This window comes from Muricoccus roseus (genome assembly GCF_900141905.1).
Taxonomy (GTDB): domain Bacteria; phylum Pseudomonadota; class Alphaproteobacteria; order Acetobacterales; family Acetobacteraceae; genus Roseomonas; species Roseomonas rosea.
The window spans coordinates 1-19281 of the sequence record NZ_FQZF01000031.1; the positions used below are offsets into that span (position 1 = coordinate 1).

The 19281-nt window shown below is 71.9% G+C and carries 16 protein-coding genes; 2 read left to right on the forward strand and 14 right to left on the reverse strand.

Translation table 11 applies throughout. From position 1 onward, the window contains the following. Positions 1 to 298: IS5/IS1182 family transposase (locus BUB97_RS20485; RefSeq protein WP_073138242.1), on the forward strand; the 298-nt coding region annotated here is incomplete at its 5' end. A 109-nt stretch (positions 299 to 407) separates the two neighbouring features. Here BUB97_RS20485 and BUB97_RS20490 read toward each other — a convergent pair. Both BUB97_RS20490 and ligA read right to left on the reverse strand, forming a co-directional pair. Next, positions 408 to 1697, reverse strand: coding sequence for an O-acetylhomoserine aminocarboxypropyltransferase/cysteine synthase family protein (locus BUB97_RS20490; RefSeq protein WP_073138244.1), 1290 nt, complete (start codon positions 1695 to 1697; stop codon positions 408 to 410). 91 nt (positions 1698 to 1788) lie between these two features. Next, a complete protein-coding gene (ligA, locus tag BUB97_RS20495; protein WP_073138338.1) occupies positions 1789 to 3978 on the reverse strand; it encodes an NAD-dependent DNA ligase LigA in 2190 nt (729 codons plus the stop codon). Positions 3979 to 4022: 44 nt separating this feature from the next. Here ligA and BUB97_RS20500 point away from each other — a divergent pair, with 44 nt between their 5' ends. Continuing rightward, a complete protein-coding gene (locus BUB97_RS20500; protein WP_073138246.1) occupies positions 4023 to 4730 on the forward strand; it encodes an endonuclease V in 708 nt (235 codons plus the stop codon). Here BUB97_RS20500 and recN read toward each other — a convergent pair. The 12 genes from recN to murD form a co-directional block, all read right to left on the reverse strand. Further along, positions 4727 to 6406, reverse strand: coding sequence for a DNA repair protein RecN (gene recN / locus BUB97_RS20505; RefSeq protein ID WP_073138248.1), 1680 nt, complete (start codon positions 6404 to 6406; stop codon positions 4727 to 4729). The two genes, BUB97_RS20500 and recN, sit on opposite strands and share 4 nt — an antisense overlap. A 9-nt stretch (positions 6407 to 6415) precedes the next feature. Beyond that, positions 6416 to 7264: an outer membrane protein assembly factor BamD gene (locus BUB97_RS20510; protein WP_073138250.1), complete on the reverse strand. Its 849-nt coding sequence runs from the start codon at positions 7262 to 7264 to the stop codon at positions 6416 to 6418. Between the two features lie 109 nt (positions 7265 to 7373). Beyond that, positions 7374 to 8324: a UDP-3-O-acyl-N-acetylglucosamine deacetylase gene (gene lpxC, locus BUB97_RS20515; RefSeq protein WP_073138252.1), complete on the reverse strand. Its 951-nt coding sequence runs from the start codon at positions 8322 to 8324 to the stop codon at positions 7374 to 7376. A 223-nt stretch (positions 8325 to 8547) separates the two neighbouring features. Next, the gene (gene ftsZ / locus BUB97_RS20520; RefSeq protein WP_073138254.1) at positions 8548 to 10110 is read right to left on the reverse strand and encodes a cell division protein FtsZ; all 1563 of its coding nucleotides are present in this window, start codon (positions 10108 to 10110) and stop codon (positions 8548 to 8550) included. A 58-nt stretch (positions 10111 to 10168) separates the two neighbouring features. Further along, on the reverse strand, positions 10169 to 11470 hold the full coding sequence (gene ftsA / locus BUB97_RS20525; RefSeq protein ID WP_073138256.1) for a cell division protein FtsA: 1302 nt from the start codon (positions 11468 to 11470) through the stop codon (positions 10169 to 10171). Then, positions 11467 to 12357, reverse strand: a complete 891-nt coding sequence (locus BUB97_RS20530) for a cell division protein FtsQ/DivIB (protein WP_073138258.1) — start codon at positions 12355 to 12357, stop codon at positions 11467 to 11469. The genes ftsA and BUB97_RS20530 overlap by 4 nt, the downstream gene beginning before the upstream one ends. Next, a complete protein-coding gene (locus BUB97_RS20535; protein WP_073138260.1) occupies positions 12347 to 13300 on the reverse strand; it encodes a D-alanine--D-alanine ligase in 954 nt (317 codons plus the stop codon). The genes BUB97_RS20530 and BUB97_RS20535 overlap by 11 nt, the downstream gene beginning before the upstream one ends. Continuing rightward, positions 13297 to 14202 (reverse strand): UDP-N-acetylmuramate dehydrogenase, encoded by a 906-nt coding sequence (murB, locus tag BUB97_RS20540; protein ID WP_073138262.1) that lies wholly within the window; start codon positions 14200 to 14202, stop codon positions 13297 to 13299. Before murB ends, BUB97_RS20535 begins: the two co-directional genes overlap by 4 nt. Continuing rightward, a complete protein-coding gene (gene murC, locus BUB97_RS20545) occupies positions 14199 to 15641 on the reverse strand; it encodes a UDP-N-acetylmuramate--L-alanine ligase (RefSeq protein WP_073138264.1) in 1443 nt (480 codons plus the stop codon). The genes murB and murC overlap by 4 nt, the downstream gene beginning before the upstream one ends. Before the next feature lies 1 nt (position 15642). Continuing rightward, positions 15643 to 16782: an undecaprenyldiphospho-muramoylpentapeptide beta-N-acetylglucosaminyltransferase gene (gene murG / locus BUB97_RS20550; protein ID WP_073138266.1), complete on the reverse strand. Its 1140-nt coding sequence runs from the start codon at positions 16780 to 16782 to the stop codon at positions 15643 to 15645. Then, a complete protein-coding gene (locus BUB97_RS20555; RefSeq protein ID WP_086062419.1) occupies positions 16779 to 17936 on the reverse strand; it encodes an FtsW/RodA/SpoVE family cell cycle protein in 1158 nt (385 codons plus the stop codon). The genes murG and BUB97_RS20555 overlap by 4 nt, the downstream gene beginning before the upstream one ends. Further along, complete coding sequence (gene murD, locus BUB97_RS20560; RefSeq protein ID WP_073138342.1) at positions 17933 to 19279, reverse strand: UDP-N-acetylmuramoyl-L-alanine--D-glutamate ligase; 1347 nt, start codon at positions 19277 to 19279, stop codon at positions 17933 to 17935. The genes BUB97_RS20555 and murD overlap by 4 nt, the downstream gene beginning before the upstream one ends. Positions 19280 to 19281: the final 2 nt, after the last annotated feature.

A 19281-nucleotide genomic window follows, 5' to 3' on the forward strand; every position in this document is an offset into this window, starting at 1 on the left:
CCTCGCCCCTGTCCTGCCCAAGGCCCGCGAGCTGATCGCCGACCGCGGCTACGACAGCAACCCGTTCCGCACCGCTCTCGCCGAGCGCGGCATCGCCGCCTGCATCCCGCCCAAGAAGAACCGCAAGCAGCCCATCCCCTACGACAAGGCGCTCTACCGCCTGCGCCACCGCATCGAGATCGCCTTCGGCCGACCCAAGGACTGGCGACGCATCGCAATCCGCTACGACCGATGCCCCACCACCTTCTTCGGCGCCATCACACTCGCCGCCATCGTCATCTTCTGGCTCGGACAATGAGTCCTGAGCCTAGAAAAAGATGATGGTGAGGGGTCTGGGGAGAGGAAGAATTCCTTCTTCCTCTCCCCGGGACAGACCGCGAGATCGAAACAGGCGCTGAAGCCCCGCTTCACCCAGCCGACGCATCGAGCGCCTGGCCGAGATCCGCCAGGATGTCCTCCGGGTGTTCCAGCCCGATGGAGAGCCGGACATAGCCGGGGGAGACGCCGGTCGCGAGCTGATCCTCGGGCGAGAGCTGGGAATGGGTCGTGCTGGCGGGGTGGATGGCCAGGCTTCGCGCGTCCCCGATATTGGCCACGTGGTAGACGAGGTTGAGGGCGTCGATGAAGCGCCGCCCGGCCTCCACCCCGCCCGCCAGCTCGAAGCCCAGCAGCCCGCCATGGCCGCGGGTGAGGTATTTCGCCGTGCGCGCCGCCGCCTCGCCCTTGAGGTATTTCGGGTGGATCACCCGCGTCACCTCCGGCCGCCCCGCCAGGAAGTCGGCCACCGCCTCGGCATTGCGGCAATGCTCGCGCATCCGCAACGGCAAGGTCTCGATACCCTGGAGCGTCAGGAAGGCGTTGAAGGGGGACATGGCGGCGCCCAGGTCGCGCAGCAGCGTCACCCGCGCCTTCAGGATATAGGCGATCGGCCCCATGGCCTTCGCCGCCTCCGCCCAGACCGCGCCGTGATAGGAGGGGTCGGGCCGGTGCAGCGCCGGCTGGCGCTGGGGGTGCGCCGCCCAATCGAAATTGCCGCCATCGACGATGATGCCGCCGATGCTGGTGCCGTGCCCGCCCAGGAACTTGGTGGTGGAGAGCATCACCACCGCTGCCCCGTGCTCGAAGGGCCGCACCAGCGTCGGGGCGGCGGTGTTGTCCATGATCAGCGGGATGCCCATCGGCCGGCCGAGCGCGGCCACCTCCGCGATGGGGAAGACCTCGAGCTTCGGGTTCGGCAGCGTCTCGGCATACCAGGCGCGGGTGCGGTCATCCGAGGCGCGGACGAAGGCTTCCGGGTTCGCCGCATCGACGAAGCGCACCTCGATCCCCTGGTCCTTCAGCGTGTTCGCGAAGAGGTTCCAGGTGCCGCCATAGAGCGCGGTGGAGGAGACGATGTTGTCGCCCGCCACCGCCAGGTTCTGCACCGCCATGGCCGAGGCCGCCTGGCCCGAGGCGACGGCCAGCGCCGCCACGCCCCCTTCCAGCGCCGCCACGCGCTGCTCCAGCACGTCGGTCGTGGGGTTCATGATGCGGGTGTAGATGTTGCCCAGCTCCTCCAGCCCGAAGAGGCGGGAGGCATGGGCCGCGTCGTCGAACTGATAGGAGGTGGTCTGGTAGATCGGCACCGCCACGGCCTTGGTGGCCGGGTCGCGCCGCCAGCCGGCATGCAGGGCGAGGGTTTCGGGGTGCTGGGGCAAGGCTGTCCTCCTGGGGCCGTCTGCGCGGCGATGCCCCGCAGCATCGCCCGGCGGCCCGGGGAAGGACAGGGGGAGGGCCGGGGAGGGCGCTTCAGGCCGGGCCGAAGCCCGCCATCTCCCTCCATTCGGCCTCGGTCAGAGTCTTCAGCTCCAGCTCGGCCGCCTTCTTCGCCTTGGATCCGGCATCCGCGCCGACCACGACGAAATCCGTCCTCTTCGAAACCGACTTCACCACCTTCGCGCCCAACGCCTCGGCCCGCGCCTCGGCCTCCTGCCGCGTCATTGTCTCCAGGCTGCCGGTGAAGACGATGGACTTGCCCGAAAGCGCGCCCTCCGCCACGGCCTCGGCGGGCTCGGGCGAAACCTCGCGCAGCAGGTCGTCCAGCGCCTCCACGTTCCGCCGCTCGGCGAAGAAGCTCACCAGCTCCTGCGCGATGGCGGGGCCGATGCCCTGGATGCCGCCCAGATCCTCCCGCGCCTCGCTGCCCACCACCCGGGCGGCCAGCATCGCCTCCCGCCAGGCTTCGGCCGTGTGATAGTGGCGGGCCAGCAGTCGCGCATTCTGCTCGCCGATGCGGCGGATGCCGAGTGCGAAGATGAAGCGCTCCAGGCTCACGCTCCGCCGCGCCTCGATGGCGGCCAGAAGGTTGGCGACCTTCCTCGATTCCCCCTTGGCGCTGCCGCCCCAGCCCTTCCAGCCCCGCAGCGTCTCCACATGGTCCTTCAGCCGGAAGATGTCGGCTGGGGTGGTGACGAGCTTCGCCTCGTGCAGCAGCACGACGTTCTCGATGCCCAGCCCCTCGATATCCATGGCGTTGCGGGCGGCGAAGTGGATCAGCCGCTCCACCTGCTGCGCGGGGCAGATCAGCCCGCCGGTGCAGCGGCGCACCACCTCGCCCTCGGGCCGGATTGCGGGGCTGCCGCATTCGGGGCAGGTGGTGGGCGGCTGCCAGGGCGGGCCGCGATCCGGGCGGTCCGGATCGACCACCCGGATGATCTGCGGGATCACGTCGCCGGCGCGCTGCAGCTCCACCGTGTCGCCCAACCGCACATCGCGCCGGGCCACCTCGTCCTCGTTGTGCAGCGTCGCGTGCTGCACCATCACGCCGCCGACATTCACCGGCTGCATCACCGCGCGCGGGGTGAGGGCGCCGGTGCGCCCGACCTGGATCTGGATTTCCAGCAGCTTCGTCACGGCACGCTCGGCCGGAAACTTCCAGGCGATGGCCCAGCGCGGCGCGCGGCCGACGAAGCCCAGCCGCGACTGCCAGTCGAGCCGGTCCAGCTTGTAGACGACGCCGTCGATATCGTAGTCGAGCCCCGCCCGCCGCTCGGCCATGCTGGCCTGGAAATCCGCCGCAGCGTGCTCGTCATCCAGTAGCTGCGAGAGCGGGTTCACCTGGAAGCCCCAGCGCCGCAGCGTCTCCAGATAGGCCCAATGCGTCTCCGCCACGGGGGCGGAGGAGGCGCCCTGGGCATAGGCGAAGAGCTTCAGCGGCCGGCGCGCCGTCACCTTCGGGTCCAGCTGCCGCAGCGACCCCGCCGCCGCGTTGCGCGGATTGACGGGAATGCGCACGGCCTCGCCCACCTTGCCCCCGGTCTCGCGGCGATGCTCGCGCTCCTCGAACAGGCGGGTCTGCTCGGCATGGAAGGCGAGGAAGTCCGCCTTGGTCATGAAGACCTCGCCGCGGATCTCGATCCGCTCGGGGAAGGGGGCCTTCAGCGCGCGGGGCAGCTCCGCCAGGGTCTTGAGGTTCTCGGTGATGTCCTCGCCTTCCGTGCCGTCGCCGCGCGTCGCGCCCTTCACGAAGGCGCCGTTCTCATAGGTGAGGTTCACGCTCAGCCCGTCGATCTTCGGCTCGGCCACGAAGCGCAGCACCTCCTCGGCCGAAAGGCCGAGGAAGCGGCGGATGCGCGCCGCGAACTCCGCGAAATCCTCGGGCGAGAAGGCGTTGTCGAGCGAGAGCATCGGCGTGCCGTGCCGCGACTTGGCGAAGCCGGCCGCCGGCTCCTCGCCCACCTTCCTCGAGGGGCTGTCCGCCCGCACCAGCTCGGGGAAGCGCGTCTCGATCGCCTGGTTGCGCCGGAACAGCGCATCGTATTCGGCGTCCGACATGATCGGCGCGTCATGGAGATGGTACGCCGCATTCGCCTCGGCGATGCGCGCGGCGAGGGCTTCCAGCTCCCGCGCGGCCTCGGCCTCGGTCAGCTCCTCGGCGGGCATGGCTTGGGGAAGGGCGGGGGAGGGGGTCTTCGCGGCCATCGCCCCGGGAGATAGCAGGCCCCCGCCCGCCACGGAACGCGCCCGCGCGGCGTTGTGCCCCCATGACCCCCGAGGACTGGATCCGCCCCGCCCATCTGGACGCCGCCCGCAAGGCCCAGCACGAGATCGCCGCCCGCGCCGAGACCGCGGACCGCCTGCCCGAAGCCCCCGCCCTCGTCGCCGGGGTGGATTGCGCGGGCGCCGCCCGTGGCGCGCCGGACCGGGTGCGCGCCATGGCCGTGCTGCTGGGCGCCGAAGCCCGCTCCCGCCCCCTGGCCACCGGCCTGGCGGAAGGCGTGCCGGCCTTTCCCTACATCCCGGGCTTCCTCGGCTTCCGCGAGGTGCCCTTCGTGCTGGAGGCGCTGGCGAAGCTGCCTCAGCGGCCGGAGCTGATCCTGGTGGACGGCCATGGCGTCAGCCATCCCCGCGGCTGCGGCATCGCCACCCATCTCGGCGTGGTGTTGGACCTGCCGAGCATCGGCGTCGCGAAATCGGTCCTCGTCGGGCGGGTGGAGGGCGAGCTGGGGCTGGAGGCGGGCAGCACCGCGCCGCTGGTCTGGAAGGGACGGCGGATCGCGACCGCTCTCCGCAGCAAGCGCGGGGTGCAGCCCCTTTTCATCTCCACCGGCCACCGCGTCTCGCAGGATCGCGCGGTGCGCCTCGTGACGGAATGGCTGGCCGGCTACCGCCTGCCGGAGCCCACGCGGTTGGCCGACAAGCTAGCCGGGGAGGCGCGCCTTGCTGCGAAGGAGGGCGCCACGCTGCTTTAGGCCGCGCCCGCCAACAGCTCGTCAGCCGCCGCCCGCGCCGCCTCGGTCACGCGTTCGCCCGCCAGCATGCGCGCGATCTCCTCGCGCCGCGCGGCCGGCTCCAGCGGGGTGACGCGCGTCTCCGCCCGGTCGCCCCGCACGCCCTTGGCCACCTGGAAGTGCCGGTTGCCGCGCGCCGCCACCTGGGGCGAATGGGTTACCACCAACACCTGCAGCCGCTCGGCCACCCGCGCCAGTCGCTCTCCCACCGCCGCGGCGGTCGCGCCGCCAATGCCGCTGTCCACCTCGTCGAAGACCAGAGTGGGCACGGGCGATCCGCGGGCCAGCACCACCTTCAGCGCCAGCATCAGGCGCGACAGCTCGCCGCCCGAGGCGATCTTGGCGAGCTGCCCCGGCTTCTGGCCGGGATTGGTGGTGACGAGGAAGGTCACGCGGTCCTGCCCATCTGGGCCCCAGGCGCTCTCCTCACGGGCCGCGATCTCGATGTGCAGCCGCGCGCGGTCCAACTTCAGCGGGGCCAGCTCCTTCGCCACCGCCTTCTCCAGCTTCTCGGCATGGGCGCGGCGGTCGGCGGTCAGGGCCCCGGCGGCGGCCACGTAGCGGCCCCGGGCCTCCTTCGCGGCCGCATCCAGCGCGGCCACCCGGCCCGTGCCGGCATCGAGATTGGCCAGGCGCTCCTTCAGCCCAGCGAGCGTCGCGGGCAGGTCCACCACGGCCACGGCATATTTCCGCGCGGCGGCACGGAGGGCGAAGAGGCGCTCCTCCACATGCTCCAGCCGGCGCGGATCGGGCTGGGCATCGCTCGCCAGCCGCTCCAGCACGTTCTCCGCCTCCGCCAGCGCATCCTGCGCGGCCGCCAGCGCCGTGAGGGCGGCGGTCACCTCCTCGGTGGGCGGGGTCAGCCGCTCCAGCGCCCGGGCCGCGTTCCGCAGCCCCGCCGCCGGCGCCCCGCCGCCACGGCGGTCGCGCGGCTGCAGCTCGGAAAGAGCCGAGGCGATGGCCTCGGCCCGCCGCTCGCTGCCCTGCAGCCCCTGGCGTTCGGCGGCCAGCGCATCCTCCTCGCCATCGGCGGGGGCGAGGTCCGACAGCTCGGAGACGGAGTGGCGCAGCCATTCCTCGTCGCGCTGGGCAGCGGCGATGGCCTCCTGCGCCTCCTTCAAGGCGCGCTCGGCGCCCCGCCAGCCCCGATAGGCCTCGGCGACGGCCGTGCGGCGGGGTTCGAGGCCGCCGAAGGCGTCCAACAGCCCGGCATGGCTGGCCGGGTCGGCCAGCCCCACCTGGTCGTGCTGCCCCTGCACCTCCACCAGCAACGAGCCGAGGCGCCGCAGCAGGGCCACGCCCACCGGCTCGTCATTGACGAAGGCGCGGGAGCGGCCGTCGACGGTCACGATCCGGCGGACGACGATCTGGTCCTCGCCCTCGATCCCCTGTTCGGCCAGCAGCGCATGGGCGGGGTGGTTGGCGGGGGGCTGGAAGACGGCAACGACGCCAGCCTGGCTTTGGCCCGCGCGCACCATGCCCGCCTCCGCCCGCTGTCCCAGCGCCAGGCCGAGGCTGTCGAGCAGGATGGACTTGCCCGCGCCGGTCTCGCCGGTCAGCACCGAAAGGCCCGGACCGAAATGCAGGTCCAGGCGCTCGATCAGCACCACATCGCGGATGGAAAGGGAGGCGAGCACGCCTGCCCTTTAGAAAACGGCGTCCACGGCACGCCGGAAGAAGCCCGGCCGCTGTCCATCGGCCCGCGGCGCGCCCTCCACCAGTAGCGCGTAGCTATCCTGGTACCAGGGATTGCCGGGATAATTGTGGCCGAGCACCGAGGCGGTCTTGCGCGCCTCCTCCGTCAGGCCGAGGGCGAGGTAGATCTCGGTCAGCCGGTGCAGCGCCTCGGGGGTGTGGTTCGTGGTCTGGTAGCTCTCGACCACGGTGCGGAAGCGCGCGATGGCGGCCGCGTAGAGCTTCCGGTTCTGGTAGAACCGGCCGATGTTCATCTCCTTGCCCGCCAGGTGGTCGCGGGCGAGGTCGATCTTCAGCCGGGCGTCGCGGGCATAGGTGGAGTTGGGGAAGCGGTTCACCACGTCCTGCAGCGCCGCCATGGCCGTCTCGGTGCCCTGCTGGTCGCGCTCGGCATCCGCGATCTGCTCATAGTAGCAGAGGGCGCGGAGGTAATAGGCATAGGCGATGTCGCGATGCGCCGGGTGCAGCTGGATGAAGCGGTCGAGCTGGCCCAGCGCCTCGGTGTAGCGGTTGCGCGAATACTCGGCATAGCCGCTCATCAGCCGGGCATTGGTGGCCCAGGTGGAATAGGGATGGTCCCGCTCCACCGCGTCGAACAACTCGACAGCCTGGGCGTAGCGCTCCGCGCGCAACGCCTCCAGCCCGGCGGCATAGACCGCCTCGGGCGACATGTCGGCATAACTCGCGCCCCTCGGGCGCAGGTTATCGGACTTGCCGTCCCAGAAATTCAGGCTCTCGCAGCCACCCAGGGCGAGGGGCGCGAGGAGCAGGGGAAGGATCGCGATGCGGCGGATCGTCATGGCGGCGGCTCTATAGCACGCGCTCCCCGGGGTGCGACATAGCGGGCGAGGGAAGGGCGGGGGAGGTGACCTCTGGCGCATGCGGCCCGGCGGAACCCGGGCCCGCCGGTCAGGCCGGCGCGGCCGCCATGGGCAGGCGGGCAGTGGCGCCGGACATGGCCGGCATCGCATCGCCATCCACCCGGCGCCAGGCGCGGGGGTCGGCCAGCAGGGCGCGGAGAAGGCGGTTGTTCAGCGCATGGCCGGAGCGGTGGCCGCGGAACTTCCCCCGCAGCGGGGCACCGGCCAGGGCGAGGTCGCCCACTGCGTCCAGCAGCTTGTGGCGGACGAATTCGTCGGCGTGCCGCAGCCCGCCCGGATTCACCACCAGCGGACCATCCACCACCACCGCATTGGCGAGGGAGCCGCCGCGGGCCAGGCCCACGGAGCGGAGGCGGGCGATGTCCTCGGCCATGGTGAAGGTGCGGGCATCGGCCAGGATGGTGCGGAACCCGTCCTCGGTCACATGCATGGCCAGGGACTGGCGGCCGATGGCGGTGGCTCCGAAATCGATGCTCAGCTCCGCCTCGAAGCCCGGGCCCTCGGCCGGGGAGAGCTCGGCCCATGCGGCATCCGGGCCCTCGCCCTCAGTCACGCGCACGGTGCGCAGAACCTCGATGGCGCCGGCCGGGGCGTCCAGCTCCACCACGCCCGCGCAGTCGATGAGGAAGACGAAGGGGGCGGCGGAGCCGTCCAGGATCGGGATCTCGGGGCCATCGACCTCGACCAGCGCATCGGTCACGCCCAGGCCGGCCAGCGCCGCCATGACATGCTCGATCGTGCCGATCCGCGCCGCGCCCTCGCCGATGGCGGTGCAGAGGCGGGTGTCGGTCACCTCGTCATGCCGGGCGGGGATGTCCACGCCCAGATCGGTACGGCGGAAGACGATGCCGTGCCCGGCCTCGGCCGGCCGCAGCGTCAGCGCCGCACGCGCGCCGGAGTGCAGGCCGACGCCGACGCAGCCGATCGCGGACTTGAGGGTCCGGGCGCGCGCCGTGCCGATCGGGAAGAAACCGTCCATTGAAGTCCCCGGAGAAAACTGTTCCGTGCCGGGATCAACGCTCCGGCAGGAGGCAACGTCGCACCGCAACACGGTCGTTGCCAGTCAAGCCTTGTTTCTCCGTATTTCGCTGTAAGTGCTTGTTTGAACAGGCTTCATGAAAGAAGAAGGGCCCCACCGACATGGTCGGCGAGGCCCTTCCTGAAACCGTTCCGCCCCAAGGGGAGCGGCGCGACCGGCGGTGTCAGTTCCCCTGGCGGCGGAGGAAGGTCGGGATATCCAGCCCCATCCCGTCCTCCTGCGGCTGCTGGGTGCGCGGGGCCGGGGCGGCCGCCTGCGGGGCCTCCACCTGCTCCGGCAGGGTACGGCGCATGCCGCCGATGCCGGTCGCGCGGCGGAAGATCCCGCCCAGGCCGCCGGTCGGCGCCGGAGCCTGCGGGGCCGGGGCCAGGCGCGGAGCCGGGGCGGCGTTCAGCGGAGGCGCCGAGACCGGCGCCATGGCGGGGGCCTGCATCTCGGCCACCGGCTCGGCGGCGACGCCACCGGTCTCGATGGTCGCGGCGCGGCGCACGCCCATGGGCAGGCGCGGACCGGCATTCGGGGCCGGGGCCGCGACCGGCGCCATGCTGGGCGCGGCCGGAGCCATGGCGACCGGGCGGGGCGCACCCACCATCGGGGCCGGGCGGCCGGCGCCGGGCTGCACCACGGAGGGGCGCATGGACGGGGCCTGCGGGGCGCCGGGCACGGAGGCAGGGCTGCCCACCGCCGCCACCGGGGCGCCGCCACCAATGGCGACGACGCGCTGCGGCTCGGCCTGCTCGGCCGCCTGCTCCTGCACGGCGTCGATGCCCGTGGCCACCACGGAGACCCGCAGGCGGCCGTTCAGCGTCTCGTCCACCGAGGTGCCGAAGATGATGTTGGCGTCCTCGTCCACCTCGCGGCGGATGCGGTTCGCGGCCTCGTCGACCTCGAACAGCGTCATGTCATAGCCGCCGGTGATGTTGATCAGCACGCCGCGGGCGCCGCGCATGGAGGTGTCCTCCAGCAGCGGGTTGCTGATCGCGGCCTCGGAGGCCTTGACCGCGCGGTCCTCGCCCTCGGCCTCGCCCGTGCCCATCATCGCCTTGCCCATCTCGGCCATGACGGTGCGGATGTCGGCGAAGTCCAGGTTCACGAGGCCCGGATTCGTCATCAGGTCCGAGACGCCGCGCACGCCCATGTAGAGGACGTCGTCGGCCATCTTGAAGGCCTCGGCGAAGGTCGTCCGCTCATTCGCCTTCCGGAACAGGTTCTGGTTGGGGACGATGATCAGCGTATCGACGTACTGCTGCAGCTCCTCCAGCCCCTGCTCGGCGGCGCGCTTGCGCTTCGGGCCTTCGAAGTCGAAGGGGCGGGTCACCACGCCCACGGTCAGCACGCCACGCTCGCGCGCCATGCGGGCGATCACCGGCGCCGCCCCCGTGCCGGTGCCGCCGCCCATGCCGGCGGTGATGAAGATCATGTGCACGCCTTCGAGGTGGCGGGCGAGGTCCTCGGTGGCCTCCTCCGCCGCCGCGCGGCCGATCTCGGGCTTGGCGCCGGCGCCGAGGCCCTGCGTCAGATGCGGGCCAAGCTGCACGCGCCGCTCGGCGCGGCTGTTCACCAGCTGCTGCGCATCGGTGTTGGCGACGAGGAACTCGACCCCGTCAAGCCCCATGCCGATCATGTTGTTCACCGCGTTGCACCCGGCGCCCCCAACGCCGATGACGGTGATGCGCGGCGTGAAGTCGGTATGCTGCTGACGCGGGATGGTCAGGTTCAGCGTCATCGTTCTGGGCCCCCTTCGAAGACGCGATGATTACGAATCGCCCCCAGGCCCTTATGCATCACACACGGTCCCGGAGCCAATTGACGAAACGCGTGAAAACGCCACGCGATCCCTGTGTTGCATAATCGAAATCCAGCGCCGGCCGTCCCTCGCCGCCACCCCAGGCGAGAAGGCCGAGCGTGGTGGCAAAACCGAGGGCGTGGAAGGCTTCGGGAAGGCCGCGAACCGGCGCCGGCCGCCCCAGGCGGACCTGCCGGCCGAGGATCCGCGCCGCCGCCTCACGCACGCCGACCAGCTGGCAGGCGCCGCCCGTCAGCACCACGCGCTGCCCGGCCTCGGGGCCGAGATTCGCCTCCGCCAGCCGGTCCCGCACCAGTTCCAGCGTCTCCTCGACGCGGGGCCGGATGATCGAGAGCATCAGCGCCCGCGGCACGCGCGACAGGATCTCGCCTTCCTCCCCCAACTGGGAAAGGGACAGCATCTCGCGCTCGTCCTCGATGGTGCCGATCATGCTGCCATGCATGGTCTTCAGCCGCTCCGCCTGGTCCAGCGGGGTCGAGAGGCCGCGGGCCAGGTCGTTCGTCACCTGCCAGCCCCCCACCGGCACCTGCGCGGTATAGAGGAGGTTGCCCTCATGCAGCACGGCGAGGCTGGTGGTGCCGCCGCCCATGTCGATGACGACCGCGCCCAGCTCCCGCTCATCCTCCGAAAGGGCGGAGAGGGCGGCGGAATAGGGGGCCGAAACAGGCTCCTCCACCTCCAGGTCGCAGCGCGCCAGGCAGGTGCCGAGGTTGCGCAGCGAGGCCGAGGCGGCATCCACGAGATGCAGCCGCACGCCCAGGCTCTCGCAGATCATCCCGCGCGGGTCGCCCACGCCGGGGGTGGCGTCCAGGGTGAAGTTGAGCGGCAGGGCATGGACGGCCTCGCGGCCCTCCTCGGCCATGCGGCGCCGGCCCTCGCCCACCATGGCGCGCAGGTCGGCCTCGGTCACCGCGCGGCCGCCGATGGTCCATTGCACATGCTGCTGGCGGCTTTCCGGCTGCCCGCAGGAGAGGTTGACGATGACGCCGGACAGCTTCGTGTCCGCCATCTCCTCCGCATGGGCGACGGCCGCGCGGATGGCGCGTTCGGCGGCGGCGAGGTCGACGATGTTGCCGCCCTTCACCCCATGGGAGCGTTGCCAGCCATAGCCCAGCGCGCGGGCCATCCCATCCGGCTCGATCCGCGCGATGATGCAGACGATCTTTGTGCTGCCGATGTCCAGCACGCCGAAATTGCCCACCCGCGCCTTGGGGTGGCGGGCGCGGGGCGGCGGCAGGCCGGGGCCCGATCCGTCGGGAAGGCGGGACACGGCGTTCACCCGTTCCGCCCCGCGCGCGCACGGGTCGCGGGCGGGGTGGCGGGCTCCGGCGAGGCGACGGGGCGCAGCACCAGCCGGTCCGGCAGGCGCAGGTCCACGGCCTGCATCGGGCGGTCCAGCAGCTGGTTCTGCCGCTGCATCTCGGCCAGGCGCTGAATGGCGGCCTCCTCATGCCCCTCGGGCAGCAGCACGTCGGTGCCGCTGTGCAGCCGCAGGTTCCAGCGCCGCTCGCCGATCCGCACCAGCGCCTGGGTGCGGGCCATCACATCCGGCGCCTCGCGCAGCATGTCATGCAGGGCGGCGGCGGTCTTCTCTGCACCCGCGCCGACGATCAGCGGCAGCGGCCCGAAGGCGTCCAGCCGGTCGGTCGCCACCGTGCGGCCCTCGCGGTCCACCACCGCGAAGCGGCCGTTATTCTGCCAGATCGCGAAGGGCGCGCGCTCCTTCACGCGCACGAGCACGAGGCCGGAGAGGTGGCGCTGCACCTCGGCCTGCTCGATCCAGGCGATGGCCTCCAGCCGCTCCCGCGCCGTGGCGGGGGCGAAGCCGAGAACGGGGTCGCCGGCCTTCACGCCCAGGGCCTGGCGCAGCAGGGCGGGGGGCGTGTTCTTCGCCCCTTCCACCCGCACCTCGTTCACCACCAGCCCGCCCACCCGGGCGCCCAGCGTCGCCATCGCGCCATCCAGCGCGGAGGAGAGGCGGCTCGCCGGGTCGAGGCTGGCCACCCACATCGCCGCCACGCCGAACAGGGCCAGAAGCATGCCGACCTTGCCCGCCGGCTTCAGCAGCGGCTTGCGCCGGCGCAGCCAGAGGCGGAACGCGCTCGGGCGGACGGGCTCGGGCGGGGCGGGGCGCGCGCGGACCCCGGCGGCGAGCTTACGCGGCATCGCGCATCCCCTTCGCCCCCCGCTGCATCCCGTCATGCCGCGCCTGCCGCACCATCCAGGCGCAGAGCTCGGGGAAAGGGATGCCGCGATAGGCCGCCTGCTCCGGCACCAGCGAAGTGGGCGTCATGCCGGGCTGGGTGTTCACCTCCAGGAGCACGAGCCCTTCGGCGCCCGGGCGGGAATCGTCCCAGCGGAAGTCGGAGCGCGAGATGCCGCGGCAGCCCAGCGCCGCATGCGCCGCGACGGCGACCTGCATCGCCCGGTCCCGCACCGCATCCGGCACGGGCGCGGGGATCGTGTGATGCGACCCGCCATCGGCATATTTCGCGTCGTAGTCGTAGAAGGCATGGCCCGTGGCGATCTCGGTCACGGCCAGGGCCCGGTCCTCCATCACCGCGACGGTCAGCTCCTTCCCCGGGATGAAGGGCTCCGCGATGATCTCGCCCCAGCGCCAGCCGGAAGCGATCTCGGCGCGGCGGTTGTCCCGCTCGCGCAGGATATGCACACCGACGGAGGAGCCCTCCCGCACCGGCTTCACCACATAGGGCAGGGGGAAGGGATCGGCTTCCGCCAGCTCGCCGGCATCGAGCAGCCGGTGCGGCGCGACCGGCAGCCCGGCCGCCGCGAAGGCCGCCTTGGCCGCGGCCTTGTCCATCGCCACCGCCGAGGCGCGCAGCCCGGAATGCGTGTAGGGGATGCCCATCCAGTCCAGCACGCCCTGGATGCAGCCATCCTCGCCGAAGCGGCCATGCAGCGCGTTGAACACCACATCCGGGCGCGAGGCGGTGATGCCCGCCACCACCGCGCCGAGATCCGGCCCCGGATCGAAAGTGGTCACCTCGAAGCCCGCTTCCCGCAGCGCCTGCGCGATCTCGCGGCCGGAGGAAAGCGACACCTCGCGCTCGTTGGAGAGGCCGCCCAGAAGGACCGTGACGCGCGTCATGCGGAACGCTCCCCGATGCGCCTGATCTCCCATTCCAGCGAGATGCCGGAATGGGCCAGCACGGCGGCGCGCACCGCCTCGCCGAGATCCTCCAGATCCGCGGCGGTGGCCGCGCAGGTGTTCAGGAGGAAGTTGCAGTGCTTCTCGCTCACCTGCGCGCCGCCCAGCACCTTGCCGCGGCAGCCCGCCGCGTCGATCAGCGCCCAGGCCTTGTGGCCCGGCGGGTTGGCGAAGGTGGAGCCGCCGGTGCGCGCCCGGACGGGCTGCGTCGCCTCGCGGCTCTCGCGGATATCGGCCATGCGCGCCGCGATCGCCTGCGCGTCGCCCGGCACGGCATGGAAGCGCGCCCGCACCACCACCCCGCCGGGCGGAAGCTGCGAGCGGCGATAGGTCAGCCGCAACTCGGCGGCGCGGACGCGGAGCAGCCCGTCCACCGTCGCGATCTCGGCCCAATCCAGCCGGTCCGCCACCTCGGCGCCATAGGCGCCCGCATTCATCGCCACCGCGCCGCCGATGCTGCCGGGAATGCCCGAGAGGAATTCCAGCCCGGAAAGCCCGGCCGCCGCCGCATGCTCGGCCACCGTCGCATCCAGCGCCGCGGCCCCCGCCACCACGCCATCGGCCTCGACCTCGACATCGCCGAAGCCCCGGGCCAGGCGCAGCACGATGCCGCGCACGCCGCCATCCCGCACGATGAGGTTGGAGGCCGCGCCCATCACGGTGATCGGCGCCTCGGCCCGGCGCAGAAGGCGCAGCAGGTCATCGACATCCGCCGGGCGCACCAGCCAGTCGGCCGGCCCGCCCACGCGGAACCAGGTCGCCGCCCCCAGCGGCGCATCCCGCTGCACGCGGCCGCGCAGCGGGGGGAGGGGGCTTTCCGTCATGCTGACGGAGGCGCTCATGCGGCGCCCTTGATGCGGCGCGGGCCGGTCTTGGCCTGCAGCTCGGCGAGCTGCGCGGGCAGGGCATGGGCCCAGCCCGTGATGTTGCCGGCGCCGAGGCAGACGACGTAGTCGCCCGGCCGGGCGATGGCATGCACCATTTCCGCCAGATGGTCCGGCCCCGGCAGCGGCACCACGCTGCGATGGCCATGGGCGCGCAGCCCCTCCACCAGCGCATCCTGGTCTCGCCCCTCGATGGGCTGCTCCCCGGCGGCATAGACATCGGCGACGATGACGGTGCCGGCGTCGTTCATGCAGGTGCAGAAATCGTCGAACAGCGCGTCCAGCCGGGAATAGCGGTGCGGCTGCACCACGGCGACCACGTCGCGCGCGCCCGCCTGCCGCGCGGCCTTCAGCACAGCCGCGATCTCCACGGGATGATGGCCATAATCGTCAATCACGGTGATGCCGCCAGCTTCCCCGGCGCGGGTGAAGCGGCGCTTAACGCCCTTGAACCCGGCGAGCGCCATGCGGATCGTCTCCTCCGGCACCTCCATCTCCACGCCGATGGCGATGGCCGCCAGCGCGTTGAGGACGTTGTGTTGACCGAGCATCGGCAGGCGGAAGGGCTTGAAGGCGCGGGACCGGCGGGTGACGCGGTCCTGCACCACCACCTCGAAGGTGGCGCCCATGCGGTCCGTGATCACGCGCTCGGCCCGCACATCCGCCTGGGGGGAAAAGCCATAGGTGATTAGGCGCCGGTCGGAGAGGCGCGGGATCATCGCCTGCACCTCCGGGTGGTCGGCGCAGAGAACCGCGAAGCCGTAGAAGGGGATGTTGCCGACGAACTGGGCGTAGCCCTCCTTCATCGCATCCGCCGTGCCCCAGTGGTCCAAATGCTCGGCATCCATGTTGGTGACCACGGCCACCACGGCGGGAAGCTTCAGGAAGGAGCCGTCGCTCTCATCCGCCTCCACCACCATCCACTCGCCGGCACCGAGCCGGGTGTTGGTGCCATAGGCGTTGATGATCCCGCCATTGATGACCGTCGGGTCGATCTTCGCCGCTTCCAGCACACAGGCGACGAGGCTGGTGGTGGTGGTCTTGCCATGGGTGCCGCCGATGGCGATGGACCATTTCAGCCGCATCAGCTCGGCCAGCATCTCGGCGCGCCGCACCACGGGCAGGAAGCGCGCCCGCGCGGCCTGCACCTCGGGATTGTCCTTCTTCACCGCCGAGGAGATGACGACGACCTGCGCCTCGCCCAGATTGGCCGCGTCATGCCCGATGGAGACGGGGATGCCCGCCTCGCGCAGGCGGGTGACGTTGTAGCCCTCCGCGATGTCGCTGCCCTGCACCTGGTAGCCGAGATTGTGCAGCACCTCCGCGATGCCGGACATGCCGATGCCGCCGATGCCGACGAAGTGGATAGGGCCGATGTTCAGCGGCAGGGCGCGCATATCAGGCTGCTTTCCCCAAGGAGGGCTGCGGCGTTTCGGCCACAAGGGACAGAACCCGGTCCGCCAGCCTCTCGGCCGCGTCCGGTCTTCCCAGGGATGCCGCAGCCCGGGCCGCTTCGTCCAGGGTTTCCGGTGCGAGAATCCGATTTTTCAGCGCCGTTGCAAGGGATTCCGCCGTAAAGCTCCCTTGGAACATCACCTCGGCCGCGCCGGATGCCGAAAGGGAACGGGCGTTCTCGCTTTGATGGTCGTCGATAGCATGCGGCAGCGGCACGAGAATGCTCGGCCGCCCGGCGCAGGCGATCTCGGCCACCGTCGAGGCCCCGGCGCGCGCGATGACGAGATGTGCGGCCCTGTAGCGGGCATCGACATCGCCGAAGAAGGGCGCCAGCTCCGCCCTCACCCCCGCCGCGGCATAGGCGGTGCGGGTGCGATCCATGTCCTCCTGCCGGCATTGCTGCACGACGCGAAGGCGCCGTCGCAACTGTGGAGGAAGCGCGGCGATGGCGGCCGGCACCACATCGGCGAAGATGCGCGCGCCCAGCGAGCCGCCCAGGACGAAGACCCGCATCTCCTCCAGCGGCGGCTGGTAGCCCTGCCCATGCAGCGCCGCGATGGCGGGGCGCACGGGATTGCCCAGCACCTCCGCCCGCAGGCCCGCCGGGACGCGCCGCGTGCCCTCGAAGCACAGCGCGAGCAGGTCCGCCCCGCGCGCCAGCGCCCGGTTCGCCCGGCCGAGCACCGCATTCTGCTCGTGCAGCACCACCACGGGCCGACGAGCTGCCGGCAGCAGCCGCGCCGCGACCAGGGGCGGCACCGAGGGATAGCCGCCGAAGCCCACCACGGCGGAGGGGTTGAGGTCGAGCAGCAGGCGCCGTGCCTCCAGCGTGCCGCGCGCCAGCGCCACCGCGCCCCGCGCCGCGCCCAGCACGCCATGGCCGGCGAGGCCCGAGCCCTTCAACACGAAGCGCTCCGCATTGGCGAAGACCGGGCTGGCCAGGGCGGAGGAGCGGGCGTCGGTCATCAGCGCGATCCGCTCGCCGCGCCGGATCAGCGCGGCGGCCAGCGCCTCGGCCGGGAAGAAGTGTCCGCCCGTCCCGCCGGCGGCGATGACGATCGGCCGCGCCCCGGGCCCCCTCACCGATAACCCCCTTGGGCCGCCCCTTCCTCGCCCCGGTTCATCCGCCTCCGCGTGAGGGCCAGCAGGAAGCCCATGCCCAGCGCGATGGCGATGACGGAGGAGCCGCCATAGGAGACGAAGGGCAGGGTCATGCCCTTGGTCGGGATCAGGTGCAGGGAGGACGCCATGTTGATGAAGGCCTGCAGCCCGAACTGGGTCAGCAGCCCGGCCGCGGCCAGGATGACATAGAGGTCCGTCTCGGCCAGCAGCCGCATCAGCCCGCGCACCACCACGAAGGTGAAGAGCCCGAGGATGAAGAGACAGATGAGCAGGCCGAACTCCTCGCCCACCACGGCAAAGACGAAGTCCGCATGGGCGTCGGGCAGCACGTTCTTCATCCGGCCCTCGCCAGGGCCCACGCCCATCATCCCGCCGGCGCCGAAGGCTTCCAGCGCCACATCCACCTGGTAGTTCGCGCCGCCCTCGCCGAAGAGGAACTGGTCCACGCGCCGCTGGACGTGGTGGAACACGAAATAGGCGCCGACCAGGCCGGAGACGCCGAGCCCGCCGAGCGCCGCCACGATGGCCAGGTTGATGCCGGCGACGAAGACCTGGGTGAAGAACACCGTGGTGACCACCAGCAGCATGCCGATATCCGGCTGGCGCTGCAGCACCAGTGCCACCAGCCCGTAGAGGCCGAGTACGATGGCCCAGGCCACCCAGCCCCGCCGCCCCGCCGTCTTCGCCTCCGCGATCAGCCAGGCGGCGACCACGGCGAAGCAGGGCTTGAGGAATTCGGACGGCTGGAGCGAGCCGAGCATCGGCAGGTTCAGCCAGCGCCGCGCGCCCTTCACCTCCGCGCCGATCACCAGGGTCGCCATGGTCAGCAGCAGCGCGCCGGCAAAGCCGAGCAGGGCCAGCCGCTTCACCCCCTTCGGGCTCAGCAGCGAAATGCCCGCCATGACCGCCGAGGCGCCGGCCAGGTAAACCACCTGACGGACGAAGAACATGTTGCGGGAGGAGGCGCCGATGCGCTCGGCCACCGCCGGCGCGGCGGCCAGCACCATCACATAGCCGAAGAAGACGAGGGTCAGCAGGGCCGCCAGGGTCCAGCGGTCCACGCTCCACCACCAGCGCCCGAGGGTGGATGTATCGGCGCGCGACAGGGCCATCAGGCGGCCTCCGCTTCACGGTTGAGAAGATCGGCGACCAGCGCGCGGAAGGCATCGCCCCGCGCCTCGAAGCTGCGGAACTGGTCGAAGGAGGCGCAGGCCGGGGAGAGCAGCACCGCCCCGCTTCCCGTGCGCCGCGCCGCCTCCAGCGCGGCGGGCACCGCCGCCTCCAGCGTGGTGACGGTCCGGTGCGGCACGCCATGGGCGGCGAGGGTGGCGGCGAATTCCTCCGCCGCCTGGCCGATGAGAAGCGCCTCCGCCACGCGCGGGAACCATTGGGCAAGCGGGGCGATCCCCCCCGCCTTCGGCACCCCGCCCGCGATCCAGACCACCCGTTCCTGGCAGGCCAGCGCATAGGCGGCGCTGTCCGCATTCGTCGCCTTGCTGTCGTTCAGAAAGGCGATGCCGTCGATCTCGCCCACCCGCTCCTGCCGGTGCGGCAGGCCGGGATAGGTGAGCAGCGCGGCCGCCACCACCTCCCGAGAAATTCCGAGGCCGAAGGCCAGGGCGCTGGCGGCTGCCGCATTCTGCGCGTTATGCGGGCCGGGCAGGGCCGCGGCGCGGGACAGATCCGCGATCACCCCGGTCTCGTCGCGCAGCAGCGGGCCCTCGGCCCAGATGCCGCCGGGCTGGGGCGTGCTGCCGGAAATCCGCACCATGGAGCCGCAATGCGCGGCCGCCACGGCCCGCGTCTCCGCGTCGTCCATGCCGAAAACCGCAACCGCATTGCCCTGCATCACCCGCGCCTTGGCCGCGGCATAGCCGGCCATGTCGCCATGCCGGTCCAGATGGTCCGGGGAGAGGTTCAGCAGCGCGCCCAGATCGAACCGCGCCTGGTCCAGCCGCTCCGCCGAATAGGAGGACATCTCGAGGATATAGGCCCCGGAATCGGGCAGCACGGGCATGTCGAGCGCCGCCGGGCCGAGATTGCCGCCCGTGGCCACCGCCATGCCGGCCGCGCGCGCGAGGTGGTCCAGCAGCGCCGTGGTGGTGGACTTGCCGTTCGTGCCGGTGATGCCGACGAAGCGCGCCTTGCTTCCCGCCGCCCGCACCGCGCGGAAGAGGAACTCCACGTCGCAGAGGACCGGCGCGCCGATCGACGCCGCCCGCTGCGCCACCGGATGCGCCTTCGCGCCCCGGTGCGGGATGCCCGGCGAGATCATCAGCAGGTCGAAATCGGTGGGCTGCCCGACGGTCAGCCCGGCCGCCTTCGCGGCGTCCCGCGCCACCTCGCCATCATCCCAGGCCGTGACATCGGCGCCCCATTCGCGCAGGCGCAGGGCCGCCGGAAGCCCGGCCCGCCCCAGGCCGAGCACCGCGATCCGGCTTCCGGCGAAGGGGCGCATGC